The sequence below is a fragment of the Streptomyces sp. NPDC033178 genome, assembly GCF_055577685.1.
Genome location: NZ_JBVIPT010000028.1, coordinates 18,042 through 32,379, shown reverse-complemented (window position 1 = coordinate 32,379; position 14,338 = coordinate 18,042). Strand labels below are relative to the sequence as shown.

Here is a 14,338-nt window from a genome sequence, read left to right as displayed (position 1 = left end):
TTGAGCAGTAAGCGATATGTCATCACCCCACCCGCAGGCGCTCGCCCTGCGGGCCTCTGCTTACGGCTGATGCCGCAGGGCCTCGACACGAGACGCGGCTTTTGGTCTGACCGGAACTCATTACGGGAGTTCGGAATGCCCTTTGCCGGGGCGACTGAACTCAACGGCGGCAAGAAAGGTCACTCCTATGGCAGTGGTTGCCAACTCGTCCCGTTCACCAGGCAGAATCCGTGTACGTCATCGGCTCAAGCCGCGTCTCGCACTCCTGTCCGGAGTGGTGCTGCTGGCCACGGCCACGGTCGCGCTGGCTTCGGGCGCCGCGCAGGCCGCAGAAGCCCCCGTTGAACTGGGGACCGCCAAGAGCTACGCGGTCCTGGCGGGTTCTACGATCACCAACACCGGCCCCACCGTCATCAACGGCGACGTGGGACTCAGTCCGGGCTCTTCGGTGACGGGCTTCTCATCGTCGACGCCCTCCGGCCCCGGGCAGATCTTCGGCGACCTGCACGTGGCCGACGCCGAGGCCGCTCAGGCAAAGACGGATCTGACCACTGCCTACAACGATGCGGCCGGCCGGGGGCCCGGAGCCGCCGTTACGGCCGATCTCGGCGGACAGGTACTGGTGCCCGGCGTCTACACGGCCACGACGTCAATGGGACTCACCGGAGCCCTCACGCTCAACGCCAAGGGTGATCCCAACGCCGTCTTCATCTTCCAGGCGGGATCGACCCTGACCACCGCTTCGGCCAGCAGCGTCATCCTCGTCAACGGTGCACAGCCCTGCAACGTGTTCTGGCAGGTGGGCAGTTCCGCCACGCTCGGGACCAATTCCACCTTCGTCGGCACCATCATGGCCGACCAGTCCATCACAGTAACCACGGGCACCGAGATCCAAGGCCGTGCCCTTGCAAGGATCGGTGCGGTAACGCTGGACGACAACGTCATCACGACGCCGATCTGCGCGACTGGCCCCACCGGTCCTCCTGGCCCCACAGGCCCCCCCGGACCCACGGGTCCCACCGGACCTGAAGGACCTGAAGGACCTGAAGGACCCGAGGGACCCGAAGGACCCGAGGGACCTGAAGGACCTGCCGGACCCACTGGTCCCACTGGTCCCACCGGGCCTGAAGGTCCTACCGGTCCTGAGGGACCCGAAGGACCTGAAGGTCCCACCGGTCCTGAGGGACCCGAAGGACCTGCCGGACCCACTGGTCCCACCGGACCTGAAGGACCCGAGGGACCCGAGGGACCCGAGGGACCTGAAGGACCCACCGGTCCTGAGGGGCCTGAAGGACCTGCCGGACCCACCGGTCCCACCGGCACCACCGGACCTGAGGGACCCGAAGGGCCTGAAGGACCTCAAGGGCCTGAAGGCCCCCAGGGCCCTGCGGGACCTGGCGGTGGAGGTGATCACGGGCACCACCAGGATCACGACGGCAATGGCGGCCACGAAGGCCATGAAGGCAACGGCGGCCACGAAGGCAATGGCGGTCACGAAGGCCATGAAGGCAACGGCGGCCATGAAGGCAATGGCGGTCACGGCGGACACAAGCCCGACTGCCAGAAGCACGAGGGCCCTCCGCCCTGGGCGCAGCCCGGGAGGGGCGTGTTGTTGAAGCCCTTGGTGCAGCACGAGAAGGGCTTCTCGCTGAAGCCCCTGACGGAATGCGAGGACTAAGAGAAACCTCGCCCGTATCTCCCTGAGGTGAGAACTGGGATACGTAAGGGGCGCCTTCGAAAGAAGGTGCCCCTTACCGGCGCTGACAAGCACCTGACCGCAGTCCCTACCTCGCCGGGAGACAACGAGCCCGCAGCTCAGCCCTCGTAACGGCGTCGTGGCGAATCGTTCCTGACTCCACACGCAAAGTCGTCCGTACGCCTTCCGCCGACGTGTCACCTGCGTCAGCTCCCCATGGAGCCGCCGAAAGACACGAGCCGAAGCAATGCCCGATCCGTGCCCGTCAGCGGCCTGCGTACCTCAACACCTTCATGGACCCGGCCGCCTCGCCTCGGTCGCGGCGCGGCGCGGCCAACGGACGTACGAACGGCCATCTCGGCATAGCTGGCCCGAACACCAGCACGTCGAGCCTCTTCCAACCACCCGTCAGGTTGGAAGAGGCTCACTTGTGCGGCCGAACGGAGCAGCCGGAGCCGCTGTAGGCGAGCGACCTTGACTTCTGCATCTGCTCAGCGCTTGCGGGTCGTCTGTCGCCGGTCACAGCTGCTACGGGAACGATGGCCGCCGGTGCGGTCGTCGGCTGAACGGCCCCGGCCTCGGGCCCTGGCTGGAGCACGGCCGCTAAGCAAGAGACCCCATTGGGCCATACGCCCTGTACGGTCGCCTCCCTGACTGCGAGCCCTTCAGACCCACTCCACGGATATGACGGTCATGGAGCCTCCAGGCGGCGGCAGCGGCGTTCCAGGTGCGTCCCGTCCAACCCCATCTCGCCCACTCTGTACACCAAGCGCCCGCAGGACGGCGGCAACCTCTTCCTCGCCGCCGTCCCCCAGCGCCTCCACGACGCGCCGCAACGCCTCACTCACGTCAGTGGCTGTGTCCGCTGGCCGCAGCATCCTTCTTGACCGTCAGCGGAAGCAGCTTCTTGCCCGTGGGGCCGATCTGGATGGAAGTGTCCATCTGCGGCCAAGGCAATACTGACACTGGGTACGGATCACCCGATGGGCCATGCTGCTCACAGACCGTCGACTGCACGGGGGATGCAGTGTTTCTGGATCAACTGGCCACGCTTTTGAGCGTGGCGGTCGGTGCGGCCGGCTCGTACGCAGCGACGACTCTGACCGAGCGGGCACGATGGCGGCGGACACAGGCCGAGCGCTGGCATGAGAAGAAATTCGATGTGTACGCGCAGTACGGCAACGCCCTGAAGGAACAGATCTGGATCACTCAACGTATCGGCGCTGCACTGGGGTACGCCCACGTCGTGGATCCATTGGAACCCACCGAAGGGTTGCCCCTACTCGCCGAAGCCGAAGCCCGCCGGTCAACACGATGGGAATCGGTGCTCCTCGTCGGCGACGCCGAGACCGTCGCAGCCGCGCGCTCGTGGCACGAGGCAATCTGGACGCTGGAACTGCATGTACGAGAGCAGAGGCAAGACCCGGAGGGGTGGATCCGCGACTCACAGCGAGTCAGTCAGAACCGCGACGCGTTCTACGCCTCTGCCCGGCGCGACTTGGGGGTGACTGGGCCTCCACCGCCATCTGGGAACTGGCCTCGTGAATGGCAGCAGCAGGACCGAGCAGCCGACTGAGGGCATGGAGCGGGCCGAACTTCAGCCATGCAGCGCCTCAAATCTCAGGCTAAGGGCTTCGCGGACCTCAGACCCACTCCACCTCGGACTGGACAGTAGCCCAGCCTCCAGGCGGCGGCAGGGGCGTTCTCGGCGCCTCCCGCACGATCTCCTGCCGCCTACTCTGAGCGCCGAGTGTCCTGAGGACGGCAGCCGCATCTTCCTCGCTGCCGTCCTCCAGGGCCTCCAAGATGCGCCCCAACGCCTCACTCACGTCAGTGCGTGTGACCGCTGGTCGCGGCATCCTTCTTGACCGTCAGCGGCAGCAACTTCTTGCCGCTGTTGCTTACTTGTGGCCAAGTATCCATCTGCGGGCACACCCCGCAGTCGAAGCAAGGCGTCCACCGGCAGTCCTCGACCTCTGTCTCGTCGAGGGAGTCCTGCCAGTCCTCCCAGAGCCAGTCCTTGTCGAGGCCGGAGTCCAGGTGGTCCCAGGGGAGGACCTCTTCGTAGGTGCGCTCGCGCGTCGTGTACCAGTCGACGTCGACGCCGAAGGCGGGGAGCGTCTTCTCGGCGCACTGCATCCAGCGGTCGTACGAGAAGTGCTCGCGCCAGCCGTCGAAGCGGCCGCCGTCCTCGTAGACCGCGCGGATGACGGAGCCGATCCGGCGGTCACCGCGGGACAGCAGGCCCTCCACGATGCCCGGCTTGCCGTCGTGGTAGCGGAAGCCGATGGAGCGGCCGTACTTCTTGTCGCCGCGGATCTTGTCGCGGAGCTTTCCGAGACGTACGTCCGTCTCCTCCGCCGACAGCTGCGGGGCCCACTGGAAGGGGGTGTGGGGCTTGGGGACGAAGCCGCCGATCGACACCGTGCAGCGGATGTCGTTCTGGCCGGAGACCTTGCGGCCCTCGGCGATCACGTTCATCGCCATGTCCGCGATCTGGAGGACGTCCTCGTCCGTCTCCGTCGGCAGGCCGCACATGAAGTAGAGCTTCACCTGGCGCCAGCCGTTGCCGTACGCCGTGGAGACCGTGCGGATCAGGTCCTCTTCCGAGACCATCTTGTTGATGACCTTGCGCATGCGCTCCGAGCCGCCCTCGGGGGCGAAGGTGAGGCCCGAGCGCCGGCCGTTCCTCGTCAGCTCGTTCGCCAGGTCCACGTTGAAGGCGTCCACGCGGGTCGACGGGAGGGACAGACCGATCTTGTCCTCCTCGTACCGGTCGGCCAGACCCTTCGCGATGTCACCGATCTCCGAGTGGTCGGCCGACGACAACGACAGCAGGCCCACCTCCTCGAAGCCCGTCGCCTTCAGGCCCTTCTCCACCATGTCGCCGATGCCCGTGATGGAGCGCTCGCGCACCGGGCGGGTGATCATGCCCGCCTGGCAGAAGCGGCAGCCGCGCGTGCAGCCGCGGAAGATCTCCACCGACATGCGCTCGTGGACCGTCTCGGCCAGGGGCACGAGCGGCTGCTTCGGATACGGCCACTCGTCCAGGTCCATGACCGTGTGCTTCGACACCCGCCACGGGACACCCGACTTGTTGGGGACCACACGGGCGATCCGGCCGTCGGCGAGGTACTCGACGTCGTAGAACGCCGGGATGTAGACGCTGCCCGTCTTCGCGAGGCGGAACAGGACCTCCTCGCGGCCGCCCGGCTGCCCCTCCGCCTTCCAGGCGCGGATGATGTCGGTCATGTCGAGCACGGCCTGCTCGCCGTCGCCGATGATCACCGCGTCGACGAAGTCGGCGATCGGCTCGGGGTTGAAGGCCGCGTGGCCGCCGGCCAGCACGATCGGGTCGTCGAGCGTACGGTCCTTGGACTCCAGCGGGATGCCCGCCAGGTCCAGCGCGGTCAGCATGTTCGTGTAGCCCAGCTCCGTGGAGAAGGACAGGCCGAACACGTCGAAGGCCTTCACCGGGCGGTGGCTGTCCACCGTGAACTGCGGGACCCGGTGCTCGCGCATCAGCTCCTCCAGGTCCGGCCACACGCTGTACGTGCGCTCGGCGAGGACGCCCTCACGCTCGTTCAGGACCTCGTAAAGGATCATGACACCCTGGTTGGGCAGTCCGACCTCGTACGCGTCCGGGTACATGAGTGCCCAGCGGACGTCAGTGGTCTCCCAGGGCTTGACTGTGGAGTTGAGCTCTCCGCCGACGTACTGGATCGGCTTCTGCACATGCGGGAGCAGAGCTTCGAGCTGCGGGAACACCGATGCAGCGACTTCGGCAGACATCTCGCAAACCTTTGGTGGGGTGAGATCCGACAGGGGTGACCATCCAGCCTAACGTGCCGGGAGCCACCCCCGTCCGCCGTGCGAAGCGGAGATCCCCGCCGACCGGAGCGGAGATCCTCAGAACACCGTCCCGCTCCGGATCGTCTGCCACGCCCCCGGCAGCTCCGCCTCGACGCCCTCCGCCGCGCGCTCCTCACGCCCGTACAGCACCCCGTACGTAAAGGCGTTCTCCCCCGCCGCGTGCGCCTGGGTCGCGACGCCGCGCAGGGCCTCACGGGCCATGACGCTGTCCTGGTGCTCGCCGAGCAGGTTCTGGAGGGACTTCATGTCGCTTGTCAGGCTCTTCGCGGGTTTGCCGAGTGCGGGGGTGGCCGCCTCCGCCGAGTACCGGGTGCGCTTGGCCTTCTTGCGGGCCTCATGGATCGCGAGGTCGCGGTCCGGGCCCGGCGGAGAGCCGATGGCTTCCGCGACCAGTCCGGACAGCTTGTCGAAGTCCTTGCGCACGGCCTTGGAGATGGCCTTCTCCGGGTCGCCCGAGGCGGCCCTGAGCAGCGGCGGAGTGGCGAGGAGCGTGTCGAGGGCGGTGAGCAGGTCCAGGTACCGCCTGCCGTCGAGGACCGCGATCAGCCGGCGCCGGGAGCCGGAGCGGCGGGCGTGCGACCAGGTGCGGATCCGGGTGCGGACGGGGCCGGTGAGCTGGGCGCGCGGGAGTGCGTCGAGGGCCGCGTTCAGCCGCTCGGTCAGGACCTCCTGGTCGCGGTCGACGCCCAGTTCCCCGGCCAGCCACTTCAGCTCGTCGCCGATCGGGTCGGTGACGGCCCGGTCCAGGATCTTCCCGTACGAGCGGAAGGCGCTGCGCATCCGGCGGGTGGCGACGCGCATGCTGTGCACGGAGTCGTACACGTCGCGTCGGACGGCGGGGTCCAGCTCGATGATCGCGTCGCGCTGGGCCCGGACATACGCGAGGACGTGGTCGCCCGAGGTGACAGGTGCCGCTTCCACGACGGCCTGCTTGCGGGGCGCCTGTCCCGTCTCCCCGAGGGCCCTGGCCAGCTTGGACGCCGACCTGGAGCGGGAGACGCCGGCCTTGCGGAGTTTCTTCTCGACCTTGTCGAGGAAGGCGGGGTCGCCGTCGTCGGCCAGCTCGACCTCGATCTCGGTCCATTCGGTGGTGCCGTCGCCGCCGCTGAGCCGCTCGGCGTGTACGCGGTCGACGCTGATCTCGGCGAGCAGGCCCCCGGAGGCGTCGACGAGGTGACGGACGTCCCGGGCCGACTGCAGCCGCACGACGGGGACCAGTTCGGCGTCGCGCACCCGGGAGCGGACGAGTCCGCTGAGCGTCCGGGGCACGGTGTCGGAGAGGGGGGCGTGGATCTCGTCCCGTACGCCCTCGGAGACCGGCAGTTTCAGGTGCCAGCCCGCGTCGTCGCCTCCGGTGCGACGGCGCAGGGTGAGGGACGCGGCGGCGAGCCGTTGATCGGGCGTGTCGTAGTAGGTCGCGTCGAGTTCGGCGACGCCCTTGTCGATGACGGCCGAGACGCCGGAAACCTTTGTCAGGTCCGGCAGATCCGACAGTCCGGCGCTCTCATCGGCTTCGTATTTACGCTCGATCTCCCGCTTTGTGTCCGCCATGAACCGAATCTAGTCGCGAATCCGATCCATGGGCAGACCCCGAAAGTTCGCTAGGCCGACATCGGTCTCTGGACCCGGATCGATTGCAGGAGCCCCACGGCAACCCAGACGGCGAACATCGACGAGCCTCCGTAGGACACGAAAGGCAGTGGTAGACCCGCCACCGGCATGATGCCGAGGGTCATGCCGACGTTCTCGAAGGACTGGAAGGCGAACCAGGCGATGATCCCGGCGGCGACGATCGTGCCGTACAGCTCGGTCGTCTCGCGGGCGATGCGGCAGGCCCGCCACAGCACGATGCCCAGCAGGACCAGGATCAGTCCGGCGCCGACGAAGCCGAGTTCCTCGCCCGCGACCGTGAAGACGAAGTCCGTCTGCTGTTCGGGGACGAACTGGCCAGTGGTCTGCGAGCCCTTGCCGAGGCCGGTGCCGAAGAGACCGCCGGAGCCGATCGCGATACGCGCCTGGTTGGTGTTGTAGCCGACGCCCGCCGGGTCGAGCTCGGGGTTGGCGAAGGCCGCGAAGCGGTTGATCTGGTACTCGTCGAGGATCTTGAGCTGCCACACCGCGATCGCGCCGAGGGCGCCGGCGCCGAGCAGCCCGAAGACCCAGCGGTTGGAGGCGCCGGAGGCGAGCAGCACGCCGAGCACGACGATCACCATGACCATGACCGAGCCGAGGTCGGGCATGAGCAGGACGATCAGTATCGGTACGGCGGCCAGGCCCAGGGACTGCAGGACCGTGCGGTGGTCGGGGTAGGGCTTGTCCCCGGCGTCCACCCGGGCCGCGAGCAGCATCGCCATGCCCAGGATGATCGTGATCTTCACGAACTCGGAGGGCTGGAGCGAGAAGCCGCCGCCGATGACGATCCACGCGTGCGCGCCGTTGATGGTCGCGCCGAGCGGGGTCAGCACGAGGAGGATCAGGAAGACGGAGATCCCGTACAGGATCGGTACGGCCGTGCGCAGGGTGCGGTGGCCGAGCCAGACCGTGCCGATCATCAGGGCGAAGCCGATGCCCGTGTTGAGCAGATGCCGGAGCAGGAAGTAGTACGGGTCGCCCTGGTTGAGCTCGGTGCGGTTGCGGGTCGCCGAGTAGACGAGGGCCGCGCCGATCAGGGAGAGCGCGATGGCCGAGAACAGTATCGGCCAGTCGAGCCTGCGGGCCAGCGAGTCGCGGGCGAACAGCCGCGACAGGCTGGAGCGTTCGGGTCCGTATCCGGAGACGGAGAATCCGTTCGCGCCGGTCATGTGAGCGTCCTCCGCCTCTTCTTCGGGCGGGCCGAGCGCCTTCGCGTGTCGCGGTTGTTGCCGGTGTTGGGGTTGGGCACGGTGGCGGCCGGGTCGTCACCCGTCACCGGCTGCTGTCCGCCCTCCTCGGAGGCCTGCTCCTTCTTGGCCGGGTACTTCTCGACCTTCGGGGAGTCGATCGAACCGTCGGCCTCGATCTTCGGGAGGCTCTTCTGCGGGTCGTAGAGCAGGGCCTTCTTCTTGTCGATCGCGCCGTCCTCGGAGACTCCGTACAGCGCGTTGTAGATGTTGCGCACGGCGGGACCCGAGGCGCCGGAACCCGTACCACCCTGGGAGATGGTCATGACGACCGAGTAGTCCTTGGTGTACGTCGTGAACCACGAGGTCGTCTGCTTGCCGTAGACCTCGGCCGTACCCGTCTTGGCGTGCATCGGGATCTTGTCCTGCGGCCAGCCGCCGAACCTCCAGGCGGCCGTACCGCGGGTCGCGACTCCCGCGAGGGCACCGTCTATCTCGTCGCGCGTCTTCTGCGTCATCGGCAGCTTGCCGTGCGACTTCGGCTTGATCTCCTGGACGGTCTTGCCGTCGGGGCTGATGATCGCCTTGCCGACGGTCGGGTCGTAAAGGGTGCCGCCGTTGGAGATCGCCGCGTAGATCGTCGCCATCTGGATCGGGGTGACGAGCGTGTCGCCCTGGCCGATGGAGTAGTTGACGGAGTCACCGGCACGCATCCGGTTGCCTTCGAGGCAGTTCTCGTACGCGATCTGCTGGGCGTACGTGCCGCCCTTCTTGCCGTACTTGCACCAGGCGTCCTTGTTGGCCTTCCAGTAGTCCAGCTTCCACTGGCGGTCGGGGACGCGGCCGGCGACCTCGTTCGGCAGGTCGATGCCGGTCTCCTTGCCGAGGCCGAACTGGTGGGCCGTCTTGTAGAACCAGTCCTCCGCCTTCTTCTTCGGCTTGATGCCGCCGTCCCGCTTCCACTCCTCGTGGGAGAGCCGGTAGAAGACGGTGTCGCAGGAGACCTCCAGGGCGCGGCCGAGGCTGATCGGGCCGTACCCCTTCGACTCGAAGTTCTTGAAGACCTGGCCGCCGATGGAGTACGAGCTGGAGCACTCGTAGGGGCCGTCGAAGGAGTAGCCCGCGTTGACCGCGGCGGCCGTCGGGATGACCTTGAAGACGGAGCCGGGGGCGGACTGGCCCTGGATCGCGCGGTTCAGGAGCGGGTAGTTGGAGCCCTTGCCGGTGAGCTTGGCGTAGTCCTTGCCGGAGATGCCGCCGACCCAGGCGTTCGGGTCGTACGACGGGTTGGACGCCATCGCGACGACGCGGCCGGTCTTGGCCTCCATGACGACGACCGCGCCGGAGTCGGCCTTGTAGTTCTCGCCGGTGTTGTCGTCGAATTCGTCGCGGGCGTCCTTCATCGCCTCGTTCAGCTCGTACTCTGCGACGCGCTGGACGCGGGAGTCGATGCTGGTGACGACGTTGGCGCCGGGCTCGGCCTCGTCGCTCTTGGCCTGGCCGATGACGCGGCCGAGGTTGTCGACCTCGTAGCGGGTGACGCCTGCCTTGCCGCGCAGTTCCTTGTCGTACTCGCGCTCGAGGCCCGAGCGGCCGACCTGGTCGGAGCGCAGATACGGCGAGTCGGTGTCCTTGGCCTTGGTGATCTCCTCGTCGGTGACGGGCGAGAGATAGCCGAGGACCTGCGCGGTGTTGGCCTCGCCGGGGGCGGCGTAGCGGCGGACGGCCATTGGTTCGGCGGTGATGCCGGGGAAGTCCTCGGCACGCTCGCGGATCTGCAGGGCCTGCTTGGCCGTGGCCTCGTCGGTGATGGGGATCGGCTGGTAGGGCGAGCCGTTCCAGCACGGCTGCGGCGTCTTCGAGTCGCACAGCCGGACCTTGTCCTTGACGTCCTTGGCCTTCATGCCGAGGACGCGCGAGAGCTTGGTGAGGACGGCGTCGCCGTCGTCCTTCATCTTCAGCAGGTCGGTGCGGGACGCGGAGACCACGAGCCGGGTCTCGTTGTCGGCGATCGGCACCCCGCGGGCGTCCAGGATCGAGCCGCGCACGGCGGGGCTGACGACCTGCTGGACGTGGTTGCCGGAGGCCTCCTTGGCGTACTCGTCGCCGTTGCGGATCTGGAGGTACCAGAGGCGCCCGCCGAGGGTGCCCAGGAGCGAGAGCACGAGGATCTGGATGACGACGAGCCGGATCTGGACCCTTGGGGTCCGGCCGGTCTCCGGGATGTTGGTCACTGCTCCCCCTCCCTCAGGTCTTGCGGTGTGCCGGCCTCGTGGGAGCCCACACGGTGTGCAGTTGTCGTGAGCGCCGCTCTCACAGCCGCTTGACCCCCTTGATGCGTCCCGCACGCGCGACGCGCGCCCTGGCCGCCTTGACTCTCAGGCCGCCGCGCTGGCTGCCGATACTCAGACCCGTGCCAGAGGACAGCCAGCCCGCGGTGACGTCGGGTTTCTTGCCGGAACCACCGCCGCCGCCGGCTTCGGCGAGCGGGTCGTTCTCGGCGCGCCGGGCCAGGGCCATGATCCCGGGTACGACGAACGGGGCGAGCAGCAGGTCGTACAGGGCGGCCGTGAACAGCAGGCTGCTCAGGCCCACATGGCGGGCGGCGGTGTCGCCGACGAGGGCGCCCACTCCCGCGTACAGGAGCGTGGATCCGACGGCGGCGACGACGACCACGGCCATCGGGCCGGTCGCGGACTTGAGCTGGCCGTGATCGGGCTTGGCAAGTCCGGCGAGGTAGCCGATGACGCACAGCACGAGGGCGTAGCGCCCGGCGGCGTGGTCGGCGGGCGGGGCCAGGTCGGCGAGCAGGCCCGCGCCGAAGCCGACGAGGGCGCCGCCGACATGGCCGTAGACCAGGGCGAGGCCGAGGACGGTGAGCAGCAGCAGGTCGGGCACGGCGCCCGGCAGGTGGAGCCGGGCCAGGACGCTCACCTGGATCACCAGGGCGACGACCACGAGGGTGGTGGAGAGCAGCATTCGGTTGAAGCGCATGGGATTCAGCTCCTACTTCCTACTGCTCTTGCTGCAGACCGTCGGCGGGCGCGTTCGCCGAGGGCGTGACCGTCACGGTCACGGTCGGCGTGGGCGTTGGCTCCGGTTTGGGCGGCAGCACGTCGTCACGCGGGTCCTTGCGCGGGGCCTGGACGACGACGCCGACGATGTCGAGCTTGGTGAAGGACACGTACGGCGTGACGTAGAGCGTGCGGGTCAGGTCGCCGCCGGAGGGGTCGACGCGGGACACGATGCCGACCGGGACGCCGGGCACGAACGGCCTGTCGGCCTGGGATCCGAAGGTGACCAGCCGGTCGCCCTTCTTGATCTTGGCCTTGCCGTTGAGCAGCTCCACGCGCAGCGGGCGGTCCCCCTGGCCGGAGGCGAAGCCCAGCTCGTCGGTGGCCTCCATGCGCGTGCCGACCGTGAAGTCGGGGTCGTTGGCGAGCAGCACGGTGGCGGTGTTGGGCCCCACGGTGGTGACGCGCCCGACCAGCCCGTCTCCGTTCAGGACGGTCATGTCGCGCTTGATGCCGTCGTTCGCGCCGACGTCGATGGTCACGGTCCAGGAGAAGCCCTGGGCCGCTCCTATGGCGATGACCTCGGCGCCCTTGATCCCGTACTGCCCGGCGCCGGCCGTCTTGAGGACCTTGTCGAGCTGTTTGAGGCGGCTGCGGTTACGGTCGTCGCTGCCCAGCTTCGCCTTCAACGCGGCGTTGTCACGCTCCAGTTGGGCGATGCGGTCGTGACGGCCACCGGAGCCCTTCACGGCCTCGATCGCGTTGCCGACGGGGTCGACCGCGGAGGACACCCCGTTCTCGATCGGGCCGAAGACCGTGGCGGCGGCCTGCCGGGCACCGTCGACCGGCGAGTCCTTGCCACCGCGGATGTCCACCGTGATCAAAGCGAACGCGATGGCGATCAGCAGCACCAAGAGCAGCCGGCTCTCTCGTGTGTCCCTCACGTGCGGCGGCCGTGCCTTCCTCGTCGAATACGTGTGTCGAATACGTGTATGACTCACCCGGAAAATCCCCGGAGTGCGGACCCGGGAGTGCGGACCTGCGGGCGGCGTTATGGGGGAGCTTATGCCTGAATATCAACGATCCGCCGTACGAGAAGGGATCATCCCGTACGGCGGAATCGAAGAGTTACTTCATCTGCGCGGCTGGGCGTCCAGAACCTGCTGGAGCGCCTCGAACTCCTCGACGCACTTGCCGGAGCCGAGCGCCACGCTGTCGAGCGGGTCCTCCGCGATGTGGATCGGCATGCCGGTCTCGCGACGCAGCCGCTCGTCGAGACCGCGCAGCAGGGCTCCACCGCCGGTGAGCACGATCCCGCGGTCCATGACGTCGCCGGACAGCTCCGGCGGGCACTTGTCGAGGGTGGTCTTGACCGCGTCGACGATGGCGTTGACGGGCTCCTCGATCGCCTTGCGGACTTCGGCGGCCGAGATGACAACGGTCTTCGGGAGGCCGGAGACCAGGTCCCGGCCGCGGATTTCGGTGTGTTCGTCATTGTCGAGGTCGTACGCGGAACCGATCGTGATCTTGATCTGCTCGGCCGTCCGCTCACCGAGAAGGAGCGAGTACTCCTTCTTGATGTGCTGGATGATCGCGTTGTCCAGCTCGTCGCCGGCGACACGGATGGACTGTGCCGTGACGATTCCGCCGAGCGAGATGACCGCGACCTCCGTGGTGCCGCCGCCGATGTCCACCACCATGTTGCCCGTGGCCTCGTGGACCGGCAGGCCGGAGCCGATGGCCGCGGCCATGGGCTCCTCGATGATGTGCACCTGGCGGGCGCCGGCCTGGGACGACGCCTCGATGACGGCACGGCGCTCGACGCCCGTGATGCCCGAGGGCACACAGACGACGACGCGAGGACGGGCGAGATAGCGCCGCTTGTGGATCTTCAGGATGAAGTAGCGGAGCATGCGCTCGGTAATCTCGAAGTCGGCGATGACACCGTCCTTCAGCGGGCGCACGGCAACGATGTTGCCCGGCGTCCGCCCGATCATCTTCTTCGCTTCCGCGCCGACCGCGAGGATGCCACCGGTGTTGGTGTTGATCGCGACGACGGACGGCTCGTTGAGTACGATCCCGCGACCCCTGACGTACACCAGCGTGTTGGCGGTCCCGAGGTCGACAGCCATGTCACGGCCGATGAACGACATTGAGTTCCCCATCAGGATTCGTCTGGCCTTCCCAAGTGGAGCTTTTGATGGCTTTTTAGGTCGGCGAGGGTGAGCGCTGTGACGTGAAGGCTTCCATCGTAGTCTCGCCTGCACGAACACCGCGCGAGGGTCTTCGCCATTGTGACCAGATGACGTGCCGCCCCGCTTCTGGAGACGGTCCATCGGGGGAACGCGTTCCCTCGATCGCCACGCATATGCCAACCGACAGCAGCCATTGTGCGCCGCTCCCAGGTCAGAAGCCCAGGTGCCTGACATGACATCAGAAGATTCTTGGTGGGGCGGGGTCTCGGTGGGGCGAATGGGTGGGTGGGCGGTGAATAGGGGGTGACGGGGTGGGGTGGCTGGGGCCGGATTCCGGGCCTGGGTTCGATGGGGCCCGGATGCCGGGCGCAGGCTCGCTGGGCACAGGCTCGCTGCCCCCGGCGGCCCGGGCCTGGTGACCTGGGCCTGCCGGGTCTGCTGGGCGCGGAACCGGTTTCCCGGGCGCGGGCTCGCTGGGCACACGCTTGCTGCCCCCGGTGGCCCGGGCCTGCCGGGTCTGCTTGGCACAGAACCGGTTGCCCGGGCGCGTCCGCCTGGGCGGAGGAGCGGGCTCGGGGCTGCCAGGGGTTGGCCACGGGACCTGACCCTGGGGCCGCGGGCCCCTGGGTCCTGGGTCCTGGGTCCTGGGTCCTGGCAGGGTCTCCCGGTCTAGGCCGCCGTGTCCGGGCGCCCGTGTTCCGCGACCGGGCACCGTGCAGCGCGCCCAGTACGCCACCCGTC

At 68.1% G+C, this 14,338-nt stretch carries 9 protein-coding genes; 2 read left to right on the top strand and 7 right to left on the bottom strand.

Annotated features, from left to right (window positions below; translation table 11 throughout):
- The first annotated feature begins 187 nt into the window (after positions 1-187).
- The gene (locus ACZ5VQ_RS44620) at positions 188-1,678 is read left to right on the top strand and encodes an ice-binding family protein (protein ID WP_469110009.1); all 1,491 of its coding nucleotides are present in this window, start codon (positions 188-190) and stop codon (positions 1,676-1,678) included.
- A gap of 1,045 nt (positions 1,679-2,723) precedes the next feature.
- Positions 2,724-3,272 (top strand): hypothetical protein, encoded by a 549-nt coding sequence (locus ACZ5VQ_RS44615; RefSeq protein WP_469110008.1) that lies wholly within the window; start codon positions 2,724-2,726, stop codon positions 3,270-3,272.
- Between the two features lie 254 nt (positions 3,273-3,526).
- On the opposite strand, the gene ACZ5VQ_RS44610 is transcribed toward ACZ5VQ_RS44615, so the two are convergent.
- The 7 genes from ACZ5VQ_RS44610 to ACZ5VQ_RS44580 form a co-directional block, all read right to left on the bottom strand.
- Positions 3,527-5,488 (bottom strand): TIGR03960 family B12-binding radical SAM protein, encoded by a 1,962-nt coding sequence (locus ACZ5VQ_RS44610; RefSeq protein WP_469110007.1) that lies wholly within the window; start codon positions 5,486-5,488, stop codon positions 3,527-3,529.
- A gap of 117 nt (positions 5,489-5,605) precedes the next feature.
- Entirely contained in the window at positions 5,606-7,120 is a 1,515-nt protein-coding gene (locus tag ACZ5VQ_RS44605; protein ID WP_469110006.1) for a CYTH and CHAD domain-containing protein, read from the bottom strand.
- A gap of 50 nt (positions 7,121-7,170) precedes the next feature.
- Positions 7,171-8,370: a rod shape-determining protein RodA gene (gene rodA, locus ACZ5VQ_RS44600; protein WP_362083430.1), complete on the bottom strand. Its 1,200-nt coding sequence runs from the start codon at positions 8,368-8,370 to the stop codon at positions 7,171-7,173.
- Positions 8,367-10,622, bottom strand: a complete 2,256-nt coding sequence (gene mrdA / locus ACZ5VQ_RS44595) for a penicillin-binding protein 2 (RefSeq protein ID WP_469110005.1) — start codon at positions 10,620-10,622, stop codon at positions 8,367-8,369. The genes rodA and mrdA overlap by 4 nt, the downstream gene beginning before the upstream one ends.
- 79 nt (positions 10,623-10,701) lie before the next feature.
- The gene (gene mreD, locus ACZ5VQ_RS44590) at positions 10,702-11,382 is read right to left on the bottom strand and encodes a rod shape-determining protein MreD (RefSeq protein WP_469110004.1); all 681 of its coding nucleotides are present in this window, start codon (positions 11,380-11,382) and stop codon (positions 10,702-10,704) included.
- Positions 11,383-11,401: 19 nt separating this feature from the next.
- Positions 11,402-12,346 (bottom strand): rod shape-determining protein MreC, encoded by a 945-nt coding sequence (mreC, locus tag ACZ5VQ_RS44585; RefSeq protein ID WP_055610598.1) that lies wholly within the window; start codon positions 12,344-12,346, stop codon positions 11,402-11,404.
- Positions 12,347-12,535: 189 nt separating this feature from the next.
- A complete protein-coding gene (locus ACZ5VQ_RS44580; protein WP_037747701.1) occupies positions 12,536-13,555 on the bottom strand; it encodes a rod shape-determining protein in 1,020 nt (339 codons plus the stop codon).
- Positions 13,556-14,338: the final 783 nt, after the last annotated feature.